Origin of the sequence: Marinobacter subterrani (assembly GCF_001045555.1) — a bacterium.
In the GTDB taxonomy this organism is placed as follows: Bacteria; Pseudomonadota; Gammaproteobacteria; order Pseudomonadales; family Oleiphilaceae; genus Marinobacter; species Marinobacter subterrani.
In genome coordinates, this window is sequence record NZ_LFBU01000002.1 from 671,586 (window position 1) to 687,136 (window position 15,551).

Here is a 15,551-nt window from a genome sequence, read left to right on the forward strand (position 1 = left end):
CAGAACCTCTCCTCAGAACTTCAGGGTAATGGAGCCGCTGATCACGTGGACATCGCCATCGGCGGTCACGCTGGTCTCGTTGCCGTCATAGTCCACCAGGGTGAAATCACGTTCCTGCAGCTGTTGGTACTGATAGCCGATATCCAGGCGTACCGGGTAGGCCAGAATACGGGTGCGGTTGTAGGTGGCGCTGAGGCCCAGGCCGACCACGAGCTTGTCGGTATCCAGGTAGTTGATTTCCGGGTTGCGGGTGGATTTGAGGGGTGACTCCTCATAAGCAATGCCGGTACGCAGGGCGAAATGCTCGCTGAGGCGATATTCCGCGCCGATCCGGGGAACCAGTATGTCGTCGAACTCAATGCGGCTGGCGGCCGGAACCGAACCCTGATCCTTGATAGTGTCGTCGGCGAATTCCTTTTCCAGCTCCGACCAGTTCTGCTGCTCCACGCTGCCACCGATGCGCCAGCCGCCGCCCTGGTACTGAACGCCTATGCCGAAGGTCTCCGGCTGGAAGGAGTCAATGGTGGACACGGCGAGACTCAGCCCCGGGTCTGGAATTGTCTGGGTCACAACGATGTTCGAATCAACCGTTGTTGAAGCCGAGGATTTGGTTCGGTAGGTCAGGGCCGTCTCCCAACCCTGGAGAAAACAGTCGCTCTCCGGGCAGAAGGTGCTGCCGAGATCAATGCTGGCGCCAAGAATGGTCTTCAGGGAAGGCTCGGCGTTGACTGAAAGTCGCTCGCGGCTGGTTTCGCCCCCGAGGGTGGAGACCGCATCCAGCTTCGCGGTGGCGTCCAGTGTTACCCGAACCGAGGCGCCAGCAGAGATGCCCCGCCAGATCGGCGTTGCTCCGCCAATATTGAGGAACAGAGGCTCCTTGCCATATTGCAGGAACTGACCGCTCTCCGTCGTCTGGGAATCAAATGCCAGCATTTCCTTGCCGTATTTTTCCACACCGGCAATAAATCCCAGGTAAATCGGATGCTTGAACCGTGTGATCGACCCGAGGTTGGTCTTCATGCCAATCAGCACATGCTGGCTCGGTGCATTCGACAGCACATCGCCATTGGCATTCGGGTTGGCGGAGCGCAGTTCCTGCTCCGCATGCAGGATGCCCGCCGTCAGCTCGCCACGCTCATCTTTGGTGAGGTAGGCGGGGTTGTAGTAGGTGGCGGAAACCTGATCATTGAACATGGACAGGGCCTGTGCAGTGGCTACGTCCACTGGCATAACGCCATAGGTGGTGCCCAGGTTGCCCATGCTGGCATTAGCAGAAACAGAGAAGCCTACAGAGGCGGTGGCGATTGCAAGAGACAGGGCCCTTGTCGAAACACGGGAGGAAAAAGCCATTGATACACTCCATTACTTCGTTGTTTTTATACTCGGGCCGTGAAGTCGAGCTTGCACGGCTGGTATTGTTGTTCGGAGGTAGTGTATTCGGCTTGTCTTTTTAGGACGTTGGCTTTTTTGACAGAAATCAATGTCGGTAGAACCACACTAGGCGCAGTTACAGTAAAAGTAATTGAAATCCATGGATAAAAAAAATCACTGCAAGATTTTGTAGTAAACAGGGCAATTTTCTTTAAGGAGAGATTGGCAAACAAAAAGCAGGGGTGTCAGGAGCAATCACAAGAATGGCCCCTTTCGGGGCCATTTGAGATGATAATGGGTTGGTGTGTAAAGCTTTCTGACATCATGCACGGCGGAGTCGGCGACGGACAGCGACCAGGCTCATCAGGCCGATGCCGAATAGCGCCAGGGTTGACGGCTCTGAGACTTCGACCGGTTCGCAGTTCAAGCCAATGCAATAGGCCGCATCGTGAGAGAAAGGTGCAAATTCGGTAATAGCTGTTCTGTTACCGTTGGTCTCACCGTAGGTGTACAGGTCGAAATGCAGGCCGTAACCGCTTGCCAGGGCGGAGGCATCGATCTGGAACACATGCTTGAACAGCTCATCCCCGGCCGGGCCGGCAGATCCATCCTGAGTATCGTATGAAGCAATGGTCGGGTCGCCTGAAAAACTGAACATCAACTCGTAGTAATAGGTGTCGAAAACATCGTGTGGGCCCAGCTCTCCACCGCTGGAAACAGATTCGATGGGTGGCGTGCCGTACTCGGCGCTGCCAGCAAACGTTGAAAGGGCTACGCCATTAACGGTTACGCCGCCAAGGTTCGCAACATCCCCGATATTCTGGGTCTGGGGCAGTAGCGCGATCGACAGATAATAATCAAATGCGGTGTTGACACCGGAAGTGTCGCCGAGTGCCCAGAGATCAAAGGTAGGGTCGTTTGTGACCGTACTTTCCTCTGAACCACCGACATAGGTTCCGCCATCAATATCAAGCTGTAGCGTAGGTATTGCCAGCGCAGTGTTAGTGCCCAGTATTCCTATTGCCAAAGCCGCCAACGTTTTAAGGTTCATAGCGACAGTCCTCTTCTCAATCTTCCTTGGTTAAACCCCGCGCCGACATGTTCGGGCACTCGACTAGAGGCAGCAAGGCTCTTGCCAGAATTGTGAAAGGCAAACAATTCAGAGGCTTGAATGAAGGTTGTCTATAAAAAAACAGCGTGCGTGTAAAAGTTATCGACAGGAGTTCCGAGGGGGGATCGATTGGTGGGGCTGGTGAGTGGTGGGCCCAGCAGGACTCGAACCTGCGACCAAGGGATTATGAGAGCCTTGATGTAGAATATTCTACACCACAGAGAACCACAATAAACGGAAATTCAATAACCTACGAAAATGGAAGCCCACAGCAAGCCACACAAAAGCGCTCGCTAGTTGACACATTGTTGACACCCATCAGTTTACCTCTGTTGCTGAGTAGGTTATTTTGTCTGCAACCCTAAAAGGGCGGTTTGGTATAAACTGACTGCTCTCAATCTTCCAGTACGAGTTTTCGGCTGGTTCCTCAATTTTCGCATAAGCGGACTTGGGGCACTGAAAAAGCCGGTAAAGCTCGTGTCTAGCAATAAACGTTATTCTCTCAAGCGCCCCCGCAATTCTGCATACCTCCGCCAAAATGGCCTGTGTATCTATTGCAGAAAGCCGATGTGGATCTCAGATGTAGAAAGCTTTGCGGCTCATTACTCCATTTCCGTCAGAAAAGCTCAGCACTTCCAATGCACCGGAGAGCACCTTGTTGCGCATAGTGAAGGCGGGAAACCTAATTCATCAAACATCGTTGCTGCCTGCAAATTCTGCAACATAAGGCGGCATGCACGTAAGCGCCCCGAAGATCCAGTAACCTATGCCTTGCACGTTCAGCGACGGCTTAAAAAAGGCTTCTGGAATAATCACTTGCTCAACCTCGCAGCCAGACCTGTTTCTTAGTATGGTGAATCCGTGAGCAAGCGTCAGAGCTGTCACGAGTCACCAATAAGTCTTAAAAGGAGCAGTAATCGTGAGGGAAGAATCCGCTGGGAAAACTACGCCGGCTGAAAATCGACGAGCCCGAACTGGCGTTCCTGGACCAGAAACAAATTGAAAGGCTCCTCGATGAGTTCAGGGCGTCATCCAATCCATCGGTTTACCATGTGGCCCGCTTGGCCCTGGCTACTGGTGCCAGGTGGTCCGAAGCTGAGTCAGTTAAGCGGTCCGCATTCACTTCCCATCGGGTAACTTACTCCGGCACGAAAAGCGGTAAGAGTCGCTCGGTTCCACTCAGGAAGGATCTATGCGAGGAATTGATCGAAGAGCTGCCTTTCCAGTCTTGCTATAGCGCCTTTCGATCGGCGCTTGAGAGAGCCGGCATCACACTGCCGAAAGGCCAGCTGACGCACATCTGCAGGCACACGTTTGCGAGTCACTTCGTGATGAACGGCGGTCATATACTGACATTGCAGAAAGTCCTGGGACATTCCGACCTGAAGCTCACTATGCGGTATGCGCATCTGGCCCCGGATTACTTGAATGAAGTCACCGAGAAAGGACCTCTGGCCTGAGCAATGAATTCAGGCTGCAGTTTTATCAAGTCCGCGCTTATAGTGCCGGGTTTGGAAGGGGAGTAGGGCTTTCATAAACGGCCTGAGATCGTGATCGAGCCCCCAGGATTGTGCCAGCCCGTCTACACGCTCCCGAGACAAGCGCTCAGGAAGGTTCGCCTTTGCCTCAGAGGCGACGGTTTGCAGCTCCTTCTTCTGCTCGGCACTCAGGCAGTTGAACCTGGATAAACGGTCAACCAGATAACCGGCCAGGCGTCGCTCTTCCAGGGGCAACCCTGAAAGCGTCGGGACATAGCCCTGATACCAGACTTCAAGGGCTGCTTTTACAACCTCTTGGTCTGTCACACGGTCGAGTCCTTTGTGTGCGACGTTAAGTAAGGAGTTCATGAAATATCCGCGTTGATCACTTTGTATACGTTTTTATAACGTGGGTGATATTCCCTGTCAATCTGTTGAGGTTGCCGGGAAAGTACTTACGGGCCTCCTCGGCACGGTATTTGAACTCCTCGATGGAGAGTCCATGGTCAAACAGCGTGTGTATATCATCGATGTCCTGGTCTCCATAGCGCCCGAGTTTCGAAACAGCCAGGTCCACTTTTTGAACCAGGTAGACCCAGATCGGTGAGTCTTCCTCGTTCCGGTTAAGCCAAATGGCGTCTTCCTGGTAATCCTCATGTAGCGGTGCGAGGGTCGGAGTGAAATTCGGATCGAATACGATAGATGAAGGGCCGGTTTCCGGATCATCAAAAAAGACTTCATCTAGGGCAAGGACCAGTTCATTTGGAGAAATCCTCTCCATCGCTTCGAGTTCAATATCCAGGTCACTGCTACCACGAGCGTTAGTGTGGAGGTGGAGAGCACACCCGCCGAAAATATACGCCTTACAGCTACCAGGCTTCGCCCCTCGATCTTCCAGGAAGTCAGCCAGGTTATCGAACATTTCAAAAATGGCTTTTGCCATCGGCGTGTCCCTGTATATTTCGGTCATGATTTCCTCCGGTATATCAGCCCGGAAGCATAACAGAACCTTGGAGCCGTATCGTCACGGCCAGCAGCAGAAAAAGGACCGTTGACGTTTGGTTGACACCTAGCGGGGAGAGCGTTGTTAGAAGTGATGTAAGTGCTTGAAAAATGGTGGGCCCAGCAGGACTCGAACCTGCGACCAAGGGATTATGAGTCCCCTGCTCTAACCAACTGAGCTATAGGCCCGTTCAGCGAACGCTGTTTTGAAAGGTGTTTCCGGAGGGGAAACAAAGCGGGCGCCATTATACCGGTGAGGTGTGGCGCCCGCTACTGTTGTGGTGCTTATCCGTTGCCCTGGTCGTCAATAAAGCCGCGCAGGTGATCGGAGCGGGAAGGGTGGCGCAGTTTGCGCAGGGCCTTGGCTTCGATCTGACGGATCCGCTCCCGGGTTACGTCGAACTGTTTGCCGACTTCTTCCAGGGTGTGGTCGGTGTTCATCTCGATACCGAAGCGCATCCGAAGCACCTTGGACTCGCGGGCGGTGAGGCCGGCCAGTACCGAGCGGGTGGCTTCGCGCAGGCCTTCGGCGGTGGCGGAATCCACCGGGGACAGAGCCTGGATATCTTCGATGAAGTCACCCAGATGGCTGTCTTCATCGTCGCCGATCGGGGTTTCCATGGAGATCGGCTCTTTGGCGATTTTCAGTACCTTGCGGATCTTGTCCTCAGGCATTTCCATGCGCTCGCCGAGCTCTTCCGGCGTGGGCTCGCGGCCCATCTCCTGCAGCATCTGGCGGGAGATTCGGTTGAGCTTGTTGATGGTCTCGATCATGTGCACCGGAATACGGATGGTGCGAGCCTGGTCCGCGATAGAGCGGGTGATGGCCTGACGAATCCACCAGGTTGCATAGGTGGAGAACTTGTAGCCACGGCGGTACTCGAACTTGTCCACGGCCTTCATCAGGCCGATGTTGCCCTCCTGGATCAGGTCCAGGAACTGAAGGCCGCGGTTGGTGTACTTCTTGGCAATGGAAATAACCAGGCGCAGGTTGGCCTCAACCATCTCTTTCTTGGCACGACGGGCCTTGGCTTCGCCGATGGAGACGCGACGGTTGATTTCCTTGATATCGGCAACGTCCAGATCCACTTCGGTCTGAACGTTCTGGATCCGCTTCTGCAGGCGCACGATTTCATCAATACGCTCGGCCATGGGCGCGGCGTAGGCCTTTTTGCTCTTGGCAATCTTGTCCGCCCAGTCGAGGTTGACTTCGTTACCCGGGAAGGACTTGATGAAATCCTTGCGGGGCATTTTGCAGTCGCGCACGCAAATCTGCATGATCGCCCGCTCGTTCTCACGCACCAGATCGTTGGTGGAGCGAACCACGTTGACCAGTTCATCGAATGCCTTGTTGGCAAGCTTGAACGGCGCAAATACCTGGCCCAGTTCGTTCAGGGCCTGCTGGGTTCGCTTGTCGGCGCGGCCGTGTTTGGCCAGTGCCTTGTTGGCGATTTCCAGCTTTTCGTTGAGCAGTTCAAACCGCAGACGAGTTTCTTCCGGATCCGGCCCGTTGTCGGTTTCTTCCTCGTTGTTTGAGGAATCGTCGTCATCGTCGGAGGACGAGTCGGAATCGTCAGAGCTGTCGGTGGTGGTGTCTTCGCCCATGAACGGCTCGGCATCGTCCGGGTCCAGAAAACCGGTAACCACGTCGCTGATGCGGCCTTCGTTCTCGATAATACGCTCGTAGGCCTGGCTCACGGTGCCGGTGATGCCGGGGAAATGGGCAACGGCGGCCATGACGTCGCGGATGCCTTCCTCGATACGCTTGGCAATGACAATTTCGCCTTCACGGGTCAGCAGTTCCACGGTGCCCATTTCGCGCATGTACATGCGAACCGGGTCTGTGGTGCGGCCGGCGTCGGATTCCACGGCAGCGAGGGCAGCGGCGGCTTCGGCGGCGGCGGCTTCGTCGGCTGTGGAATCGCCATCGGTCATCAGGAGCGTGTCTGCGTCCGGTGCAACCTCGGTCACCTGAATGCCCATGTCGTTGATCATTCGGATGATGTCTTCGACCTGATCCGGGTCAGCGATGTCTTCCGGGAGGTGGTCGTTCACCTCGGCGTAAGTCAGGTAGCCTTGTTCCTTGCCTCTTGCAATGAGGTCTTTCAAACGTGATTTTTGCGAATTGCCTGACATAGACACCCTGTGAACTCGCTTCTAGAAGGAAAAAGTGAAACAGCCATTATAGCTGTCGCTCGGTTGCTCTGCCACCAAGGAGCCGCGGCTTCATGGTTAGATGGTGATCAGTGCGTCAAGTTTCAAGTGCTGTTAGTCCCGCGTGCCACCACTCAGGGCTATCAGCTCCTGTCGCTCCTCATTGGTGAGTTTCGACAGGTTTCGTAACAGTGTTGCCAGTCGCTGCTGGCGGGTAGTCTCCTCGTTGGGGCTCAAAAGCTCCCGTGCCGCAGCCAGCGTTCTCTCACGTGCCGGGATATGCTCGATCCCGTCAAACAGGTGATAGAACCGCTCGCGGGCGGTGTTATCCAGTGCCAGCCGGCGAACCAGTGCTTTCCGGTCCCCGATCTGGTTCTCCAGAATCCAGTCGGCAAAATGCCGCGCCTGGTTGAACTGCCGGGAATTCCGGGCCAGTTCTGTCACTTCCGTGGCCAGGTCCGGCGCTTCCAGCAGGGCAAGGCAGAGAATGCTGTCCTTGCTGAGTTTCACGTCAATGCGTTCTTCGTTAACCCGGTCCCGTCGGCCGCTGTTCCAGCCGCCTTTTTGCGACTGCTGGCGGTTCTGCCACTGGCTGCGCCCGCCGCAGAGGCGGAGCATTTCATGCCACATGGCGTCCCGAAGGGTGCATCTGGGCATCCTGTTGAGCATTGGCTCAACCCGAGCCCTCAGCTCTCCCCGGTGTTCCGGCAGCTCCAGATCCAGGCCTTCGCTCTGCCGGTCAAACAGGTACCGGGACAAAGGCGTCGCGCCCTCTATGCGTTTCTGGAAGGCTTCGGGGCCTTCCTTTCGCACCAGTGTGTCGGGGTCCTCGCCATTGGGCAGCATCAGGAATTGCAGATGGAGGCCGTCCGCCATCAACTCCAGTGCATTTTCCATGGCCCGGTCCGCAGCGCGGAAGCCGGCTACATCGCCGTCAAAACAGAACACAATGTGGCGGACCTGCTTAAGAAGCGCCGCCAGACTGTCCTGGTTCGTTGCCGTGCCCAGCGTCGCAACGGCATAGTGGATGCCGTGCTGGGCGAGGGCGATAACGTCCATGTAGCCTTCAACCACGAGCAGTTTATCGAGCTGCCGGATGGCCTGCCTGGCTTCAAACAGCCCGTAGATCTCGCGGCTCTTGTGAAATACATCCGACTCCGGGGAATTGATGTATTTCGCCTTGTCGTCGCCCAGTGTCCGGCCGCCAAAGGCAACGGTCTTGCCCCGGCTATTGCGGATCGGGAACATGATCCGGTTGCGGAACAGGTCCCGTGGCCGGCCATATTTGTCGGAGACCGTGCCCGTCTCGATCAGCGGGCCCTGAAGATCTTTACTGGCAACATCGAACAGGGCGGTGCCGGTTGAAGGCGCATAACCCACCTGGTACTGCTCGATGATGGTGCTGTCCAGCCCGCGTTGCTTCAGGTAATCCCGGGCGTAGGCCCCTTGCTCGCCCTGCAGCGCTGAATGATAGAAGCGACTGGCAAAATCCAGGGCGTCGGTCAGTGTCCTGGCCTGCCGGATTTCCTGCCTGGCAGACTGGTCATAGGGCACTTCCAGCCCGACCCGTCTGGCCAGTTCCTCGACCGCCTCGGTAAAGCCCAGGCCGTCAAATTCCCGGACAAAGCTAATGGCATCGCCATGAGCGCCGCACCCGAAGCAATGATAGAAGCCCTTATCGGGCCTGACATTGAAGGAAGGCGTTTTCTCGTCGTGGAACGGGCAGCAGGCCTTGTAGTTGGCCCCGGCTTTCTTGAGCGTAATGCGTGAACCGATCAACTCCGCCAGATCGATGCGATCAAGCAGATTTTCAACAAACGGTTGAGGGATCAGTCCGCTCATGGTGGCTCCACATCAGGCCGTCATCGGAGTTGGCCAATAGCCAAAAATGCCGCCGAAGCCAGGCCTCGGCGGCATTTTTGAGTCGCTCTGTGCAGCCTGCGGCTGGACAGGCAATCAGTGCTTTGCAGTCAAGCGGCGTCGGTTAAAACTCAGTACAGACGCTCGAACTTGCGCTGTTCCCGCTGAAGCTTCTTGAGATGACGCTTAACGGCAGCGGCTGCTTTGCGCTTACGAACAGCGGTCGGCTTCTCGTAGTGCTCACGACGACGTACTTCGGAAAGTACCCCTGCTTTTTCGCAGGAACGCTTGAAGCGACGCAGTGCTACGTCAAACGGTTCATTCTCTTTCACTTTAACAGCTGGCATTCGAAAATCACCTACCTGATAGATTCGGTTTCAATTTTGTCCGCCTGGCAGGGCCAGATCGGTTCTCGATCCCTGGTCAGATTGGCTAAAACTCGACCAGTGCATAATTTAGGGCGGCAATGATAGCGCCTGGCTTATGGCGAGGTCAATGTTTGTTCGATGAATCTGCCAGCGGCTTTCGGGTTTCTGCTAAAATGCGCCTCGTTTTCATTCTGCCAACCAATGTGGCCCAACGTTATGCTGATTCTTGGTATCGAAACCTCCTGTGATGAAACCGGCGTCGCACTGTATGACACGGAGTGGGGCCTGCTGGGCCACGCACTTTTCAGCCAGATTGATATGCACGCGGATTATGGCGGCGTGGTGCCCGAGCTGGCTTCCCGCGATCATGTTCGCAAGCTCCTGCCCCTGTGCGACCAGGTGCTGGCGGACGCCGGGCGACACCGCTCCGATATAGAGGGAATTGCTTACACGGCCGGCCCCGGGTTGGTCGGTGCGCTCATGGTGGGTGGCTCTGTGGCGCACGCCCTTGGCTTCGCCCTGGGTATTCCCGTGTTGGGTGTGCATCACATGGAAGGGCACTTGCTGGCGCCCATGCTGGAGGACAACCCGCCGGCTTTTCCGTTCGTTGCCCTGCTGGTTTCAGGCGGGCACACCCAACTGGTTCGGGTCGATGGCATTGGCGAATATGAAATGCTGGGGGAGTCGGTGGACGATGCCGCCGGCGAGGCTTTTGACAAGACAGCCAAGATGCTGGGTCTGGATTATCCCGGCGGCCCCCGGGTGGCGGCACTTGCGGAAAAGGGCGCCGAGGGGCGCTACCGTTTCCCTAGGCCAATGACCGATCGGCCGGGGCTGGATTTCAGCTTCAGTGGCCTGAAAACATTTACCCTCAATACCGTGAACGCGGCCCGGGAGGCCGGAGGGCTGGATGACCAGACCCGGGCGGATATTGCGCTGGCGTTTGAGGCGGCTGTGGTTGATACCCTGACCATCAAATGTCGTCGGGCGCTGGAGCAGACTGGCTGCAAGCGCCTGGTAATCGCTGGCGGGGTCAGCGCCAATAAACGGTTGCGGGCTGGCCTGGAAAAAATGACCGGAAAACTGAAGGCCCGGGTGTTTTACGCCCGCCCGGAGTTCTGCACCGATAACGGCGCCATGATTGCCTACGCCGGTGCCCAGCGGATGAAGGCTGGCCAGCAGGACGGGGAGCGGATTGTGGCGGTGCCCCGATGGCCGATGAACACCTTGCCACCGGTTAGCGAGCCGAGATCCACAGGCCTGGTGGACTGATCTCTAGAGGCCGGCTTCACGGCCCTGGGCGAGCCGGATCAGGTTCTCTCGGTGACGGACCACGATCAGGATAGCGAGCAGGCCGAACAACGGCAGGGTTTCCGGTTCCAGGAAGGCGCTGATCAGAGGGCCGCTGACAATGGCCACCAGCGAGGCGAGGGCAGAAATGCGCCAACGCCAGATCACCAGCAGCCAGATGGCCGCTATTAGCAGCGTGGTTATCGGCGCCAGCGCCAGGCCGGCTCCCAAAGCCGTTGCGACACCCTTGCCGCCCTTGAACCGGTAGAACACCGGAATCATGTGGCCGGTTACAGCACACAGGGCCACGACTGCCTGCACCATCACCGAAAGGCCCGCTGCATGGGCCAGCCACACCGGCAGCCAGCCTTTGGCGGCATCCAGCGCGAGGGTCAGCAAAGCCGGCGGCCAGCCACCGGTGCGGTAAACGTTGGTGGCCCCGGGGTTGCCAGAGCCCTGGGCCCTTGGGTCCGGCAGCTTCCAGAGGCGGCTTACGGGCAGCGCAAACAGCACCGAACCTGCCACGTAGGCGGCGGCGCAGAGCAAAACCGTTAACACCGGGTCACTGATCATCAGGCTGTGGGCTCGGAGGCAAAGACGTATCTGGCCAATATGTGCGAAAATGCCGGCCCTGAATACGCGGGCTGGCATTTTCACAGTATCTCCTGGCCGAACGTTATTCAATCACCCATGAGTAGAAGAACCCGGGAGCCCCATGGCAGACATCGTATTTATCGAAGGCCTGGTTGTGGAGACTGTGGTCGGAGTTTACGACTGGGAGCGGCAGGTTACCCAGAACCTGGTGATTGATCTGGAGATGGCCTGGGATAACAGCGTTCCCGGCCGCACCGATGAGGTTGCAGACGCCCTGGATTACGCCGCGGTCAGCGCACGGGTCGAAACCTGCCTGCAGGCGCTCCGACCACAATTGCTGGAGCACGGTGCAGAGGAGCTTGCCAGGGTGCTGCAGGACGAGTTCGGGATTGCCTGGTTACGCCTGGCGATGCGCAAGCCCGGTGCTGTGCCGGCGGCCACGGCCGTTGGCGTCCGGATCGAAAGGGGAGTACGGTAATGGCAGGGGTTGCCCGGGTTTACATCAGCATTGGCAGCAATGTGGACAGGGAGCGTTACGTGACCGCCGCCCTCGATGCCCTGGCCGCCTGGTTCCAAAAACTCACGATTTCCCCCGTTTATGACAGTGAGGCCGTCGGGTTCGACGGCTCGCCCTTTCTGAACCTCGTGGTGGGCGTGGATACCGACCTTTCGGTTGCTGAGCTGTCTCGTCGGTTCAAGCAGTTGGAAGCGGATAACGGGCGGCGCCGGGACGTGCCGAAATTCAGCGCCCGAACCCTGGATCTGGACATCCTCACCTACGGTGATGCGGTCGGCCGGGTCGACGGGGTCGAGCTGCCCCGGGGAGAAATCCTCAAAAATGCTTTTGTCCTCCGGCCACTGGCGGATATTGCGCCGGACGACGTGCATCCGGTCTGCGGCAAAGCCTATGGCCAACTGTGGCGCGAATACAGTACCGGCCAGAAACTCCGGCCGGTGGATTTCAACTGGCAGGGCCGGCAGATATCAAGCTCCGCCGGCTGAGCGGAACCGCTCAATGAGGTAATCGGTCGAGCTGTCGCTGGTCTGGCTGCCGGCCTCCTCACCCAGCAGTCGGGGCAGAATGCCCTTGCCGAGCTGTTTGCCGAGCTCCACCCCCCACTGATCAAACGAATCCACATCCCAGATCACGCCCTGCACGAAAGTCCGGTGTTCGTAGAGCGCGATGAGTGCGCCAACGGTTTCCGGGGTTACCTTCTCCATCGTCAGGGTATTGCTGGGTTTGTTGCCTGGAATCACCTTATGGGGCGCAAGCTGTGCTATTTCGGCTTCGGTACAGCCTTCCGCAGCCAGCTCCGCCCGGGCTTCGTCCAGTGACTTACCGGCCATCATGGCCCTGGACTGGCTCAGGCAGTTGGCAAACAGGTCCGCGTGATGGTTGGCCACCGGGTTGTGGGTTTGCAGCGGGATGATGAAGTCCGCCGGAATCAGCCGGGTGCCCTGGTGGATCAACTGGTGGTAGGCGTGCTGGCCGTTGGCGCCAACCCCACCCCAGATGACCGGTCCTGACTGCCAGGCCAGAGGCTCGCCGCCCTGGGTCACGCTTTTACCATTGCTTTCCATGTCCAGTTGCTGGAGGTGGTCAGGCAGGCTGCGCAGGTAGTGGTCGTAGGGCAGGATGGCGTGGGTCTCGGCGCCCCAGAAATTGTTGTACCAGACCCCGAGCATGGCCATGACAACCGGCAGGTTCCGGTGCAGTGGCGCCTGCTGGAAGTGCTGGTCCATGGCGTGAGCGCCGGCCAGCAATGCCCGGAAGTTGGTCATGCCGACGGTGAAGGCGATGGGCAATCCGATGGCAGACCAGAGCGAGTAGCGGCCTCCGACCCAGTCCCACATGGGGAAGACGTTGTCAGGATCGATTCCGAAATCCCGGGCTGCCGGCACGTTGGCCGTCACCGCCATGAAGTGACGGGAGACTGCCTGTTCGTCGCCGCAGTGTTCAAGAAACCATTGGCGGGCCACCTTGCTGTTTTCCAGGGTCTCCTGGGTCCGGAACGATTTGGACTGAATCAGAAACAGTGTGGTTTCGGGGCTCACCCGGCGGAGCGTTTCACAGATCTCGGTGCCGTCGATGTTGGCCACGTAATGGCACCGCACACCGGACTCTCCATAGGGCTTCAGGGCTTCGCTCACCAGTTTGGGCCCGAGGTAGGAGCCGCCGATTCCGATGCTCACCACGTCGGTAAAGGGCTTGCCGGTGTAGCCGGTGCGGTTGCTACTGAGCACGCCGTCGACCAGTGTTGCCATCCGTGCCAGGGTGCGCTGGACCTCGGCAACCACATCCTGGCCATCCACCAGGATGGCTTCCGTGCCCGGATTGCGTAGCGCCGTGTGCAGGGCAGGGCGGTTCTCGGTCACGTTGACCCGCTCTCCCTTCAGCAAGCTCTCCCGCCGCGCTTCCAGGTTGCAGCTGCTGGCCAGTGCCAGAAGCGCGTCCAGCACCTCATCGGTCAGCCGGTTCTTGGAAAAGTCCAGGGACAGCCCGGCCCCCTCGATAAAGTAGCGCCTGGCCCGCCCGGGGTCCCGGCTAAAGAGCTCCTTCATGGGAACACCGTCGAGGCGTTCCCGGTGGTCCTTCAGTGTCTGCCATTCGGGTTTCGAGGTCAGTACTGTCGGATTCGCGGGCATCAGAGTTTCCTTTTCTGTGGGCTTATCGGGTTATGGACAGGTTATCGATCAAACGGGTGGTCCCGAGGAAGGCGGCTGCCAGAATCGTGATCTCCGGATCCTCCGGGCTGGCGGGCTTGAGTGTCTCGCTGTTCACGATGTTGAAGTAATCCGGGCGCAGCCCGGCCCTGGCAAGACTCTGCATGGCTTCGCTTTCCAGGGCCTGGAAGTCAGTATGGCCCTCGGTGATTTTCTGTGCCGTGGCCTGCAGGGTCTGGTACACCGCCGGTGCCATTTCCCGTTCCTCGGCAGAGAGGTAACCGTTGCGGGAACTTTTTGCCAGGCCGTCGTCTTCACGAATGGTCGGCGCACCGACGACATCGACGGGCATCATCAGGTCGCGGACCATTTTCCGGATGACCGCCAGTTGCTGGAAGTCCTTCTCGCCAAACACGGCGAGGTCCGGCTGAATCATGTTGAACAGCATGGTGACCACGGTGGCAACACCTTCAAAGTGACCGGGCCGGCTGGCACCGCAGTGGCCGTCGCTCACATCCGGCACGACCACCTGGGTGTGCTTTGCCAGGCCTTCCGGGTACACCTCTTCTGCCGACGGGGCGAAAACCAGGGTGCTGCCGGCCGAGGCGAGCTTGTCCTGATCCTCGGCCAGGGTTCTCGGGTAGGTGTCCAGATCTTCGCCAACACCGAACTGCATCGGATTGACAAAAATGCTGGTTACCACAACATCGGCCATCTCAGCCGCTTTGCGGACCAGGGAAACGTGCCCCTCGTGCAAGTTGCCCATGGTCGGCACCAGGCCGATGGTCTTGCCCTGGCGCCGGTAGCCGCGGAGGATGGTTCTCAGTTCTTTCAGGGAATGTACGGTTCTCATGCCTTGAACGTATGCTCCTCAGCGGGAAATGTGCGCTCGCCTACGGCCTTTACGTAGGCTTCGATCGCCTCCTGCACCGAGTTCGTCTCGGCCAGGAAGTTCTTCACAAACCTCGGTTTGCGCCCGGTGGTGATGCCGAGCATGTCGTGCAGTACCAGAACCTGCCCGTCGGTGTCGGAACCTGCGCCGATGCCAATAACCGGGGCTTTGACGGCCTGTGAGATCCGGGCCGCAAGGGGGGCCGGAACACATTCCAGCAGAATCACATCCGCACCGGCGGCTTCAAGTTCGCAGGCGTGTTCAATCATCATCTCCGCCGCCTTTTCGTCACGGCCCTGAACCTTGTAGCCACCAAACTTGTTGACAAACTGGGGAGTAAGGCCCAGGTGCGCACAAACCGGAACGCCGCGTTCGCTCAGGGCGGCGATGGTGTCCTTCATCCAGTCGGTGCCTTCAAGCTTTACCATGTGGGCGCCGGCCCGCATCAGCTCCGCGGCATTGTCGAGGGCGGCATCAACCGTTCCATACGTCATGAACGGCATGTCCGCCATGATCAGTGAGCCACGGTTGCCTTTGGCCACACAGCTGACGTGGTACACCATCTGGTCCATGGTCACCGGCAGGGTGCTGTCATGCCCCTGCAGGACCATGCCGAGGGAATCGCCGATCAGAATAACGTGCACGCCCGCTTCGCTGACGACCTGGGAGAACGTGGAGTCATAGGCGGTAAGGGCCGCGAAGGCTTCGCCCTTCTGCTTGAATTCACGCAGGGTATTGATGGTAACAGCCATAGAATCCTTGCCTTT

Annotated in this window: 16 protein-coding genes and 1 tRNA gene; 5 read left to right on the forward strand and 12 right to left on the reverse strand. The window is 58.0% G+C overall.

Going from position 1 to position 15,551, the window contains the following annotated elements; genetic code table 11:
* Positions 1 to 12: 12 nt before the first annotated feature.
* Positions 13 to 1,350, reverse strand: coding sequence for an alkane uptake protein AupA (gene aupA / locus msub_RS18965; protein ID WP_048497687.1), 1,338 nt, complete (start codon positions 1,348 to 1,350; stop codon positions 13 to 15).
* Between the two features lie 343 nt (positions 1,351 to 1,693).
* The gene (locus msub_RS18970; RefSeq protein WP_048497688.1) at positions 1,694 to 2,422 is read right to left on the reverse strand and encodes a choice-of-anchor N protein; all 729 of its coding nucleotides are present in this window, start codon (positions 2,420 to 2,422) and stop codon (positions 1,694 to 1,696) included.
* Positions 2,423 to 3,049: 627 nt separating this feature from the next.
* On the opposite strand from msub_RS18970, the gene msub_RS22590 reads away from it, so the two are divergent.
* Both msub_RS22590 and msub_RS21380 read left to right on the forward strand, forming a co-directional pair.
* Positions 3,050 to 3,331, forward strand: a complete 282-nt coding sequence (locus msub_RS22590) for an HNH endonuclease (protein WP_082146591.1) — start codon at positions 3,050 to 3,052, stop codon at positions 3,329 to 3,331.
* A gap of 134 nt (positions 3,332 to 3,465) precedes the next feature.
* Positions 3,466 to 3,942 (forward strand): tyrosine-type recombinase/integrase, encoded by a 477-nt coding sequence (locus tag msub_RS21380; protein WP_227506890.1) that lies wholly within the window; start codon positions 3,466 to 3,468, stop codon positions 3,940 to 3,942.
* A gap of 9 nt (positions 3,943 to 3,951) precedes the next feature.
* On the opposite strand, the gene msub_RS18980 is transcribed toward msub_RS21380, so the two are convergent.
* The 6 genes from msub_RS18980 to rpsU all read right to left on the reverse strand — a co-directional run bounded on the left by msub_RS18980 (position 3,952) and on the right by rpsU (position 9,323).
* Entirely contained in the window at positions 3,952 to 4,329 is a 378-nt protein-coding gene (locus tag msub_RS18980; RefSeq protein ID WP_048497689.1) for a hypothetical protein, read from the reverse strand.
* Between the two features lie 16 nt (positions 4,330 to 4,345).
* Positions 4,346 to 4,930: a DUF6036 family nucleotidyltransferase gene (locus tag msub_RS18985; RefSeq protein ID WP_053077986.1), complete on the reverse strand. Its 585-nt coding sequence runs from the start codon at positions 4,928 to 4,930 to the stop codon at positions 4,346 to 4,348.
* 144 nt (positions 4,931 to 5,074) lie between these two features.
* Positions 5,075 to 5,151 (reverse strand) — tRNA-Ile (locus msub_RS18990).
* Between the two features lie 96 nt (positions 5,152 to 5,247).
* Positions 5,248 to 7,098 carry an RNA polymerase sigma factor RpoD gene (rpoD, locus tag msub_RS18995; protein ID WP_048497690.1) on the reverse strand — a complete coding sequence of 617 codons (1,851 nt, stop codon included), beginning with the start codon at positions 7,096 to 7,098 and terminating at the stop codon, positions 5,248 to 5,250.
* A gap of 132 nt (positions 7,099 to 7,230) precedes the next feature.
* Positions 7,231 to 8,958, reverse strand: a complete 1,728-nt coding sequence (gene dnaG, locus msub_RS19000) for a DNA primase (RefSeq protein ID WP_048497691.1) — start codon at positions 8,956 to 8,958, stop codon at positions 7,231 to 7,233.
* A gap of 149 nt (positions 8,959 to 9,107) precedes the next feature.
* The gene (gene rpsU, locus msub_RS19005; protein WP_007153483.1) at positions 9,108 to 9,323 is read right to left on the reverse strand and encodes a 30S ribosomal protein S21; all 216 of its coding nucleotides are present in this window, start codon (positions 9,321 to 9,323) and stop codon (positions 9,108 to 9,110) included.
* 237 nt (positions 9,324 to 9,560) lie between these two features.
* On the opposite strand from rpsU, the gene tsaD reads away from it, so the two are divergent.
* On the forward strand, positions 9,561 to 10,616 hold the full coding sequence (gene tsaD, locus msub_RS19010; RefSeq protein WP_048497692.1) for a tRNA (adenosine(37)-N6)-threonylcarbamoyltransferase complex transferase subunit TsaD: 1,056 nt from the start codon (positions 9,561 to 9,563) through the stop codon (positions 10,614 to 10,616).
* A gap of 3 nt (positions 10,617 to 10,619) precedes the next feature.
* On the opposite strand, the gene plsY is transcribed toward tsaD, so the two are convergent.
* On the reverse strand, positions 10,620 to 11,207 hold the full coding sequence (gene plsY, locus msub_RS19015) for a glycerol-3-phosphate 1-O-acyltransferase PlsY (RefSeq protein ID WP_048498035.1): 588 nt from the start codon (positions 11,205 to 11,207) through the stop codon (positions 10,620 to 10,622).
* A gap of 142 nt (positions 11,208 to 11,349) precedes the next feature.
* On the opposite strand from plsY, the gene msub_RS19020 reads away from it, so the two are divergent.
* Both msub_RS19020 and folK read left to right on the forward strand, forming a co-directional pair.
* On the forward strand, positions 11,350 to 11,706 hold the full coding sequence (locus msub_RS19020) for a dihydroneopterin aldolase (protein ID WP_048497693.1): 357 nt from the start codon (positions 11,350 to 11,352) through the stop codon (positions 11,704 to 11,706).
* On the forward strand, positions 11,706 to 12,230 hold the full coding sequence (gene folK, locus msub_RS19025; RefSeq protein WP_048497694.1) for a 2-amino-4-hydroxy-6-hydroxymethyldihydropteridine diphosphokinase: 525 nt from the start codon (positions 11,706 to 11,708) through the stop codon (positions 12,228 to 12,230). The genes msub_RS19020 and folK overlap by 1 nt, the downstream gene beginning before the upstream one ends.
* On the opposite strand, the gene pgi is transcribed toward folK, so the two are convergent.
* From pgi to panB, 3 genes are read right to left on the reverse strand one after another with little or no spacing between them, the layout of a single operon-like run.
* Positions 12,213 to 13,874, reverse strand: coding sequence for a glucose-6-phosphate isomerase (gene pgi / locus msub_RS19030; RefSeq protein ID WP_048497695.1), 1,662 nt, complete (start codon positions 13,872 to 13,874; stop codon positions 12,213 to 12,215). The genes folK and pgi overlap by 18 nt on opposite strands.
* 22 nt (positions 13,875 to 13,896) lie before the next feature.
* Positions 13,897 to 14,745, reverse strand: coding sequence for a pantoate--beta-alanine ligase (gene panC / locus msub_RS19035; RefSeq protein ID WP_048497696.1), 849 nt, complete (start codon positions 14,743 to 14,745; stop codon positions 13,897 to 13,899).
* Positions 14,742 to 15,536, reverse strand: a complete 795-nt coding sequence (panB, locus tag msub_RS19040) for a 3-methyl-2-oxobutanoate hydroxymethyltransferase (protein WP_048497697.1) — start codon at positions 15,534 to 15,536, stop codon at positions 14,742 to 14,744. The genes panC and panB overlap by 4 nt, the downstream gene beginning before the upstream one ends.
* Positions 15,537 to 15,551 lie beyond the last annotated feature (15 nt).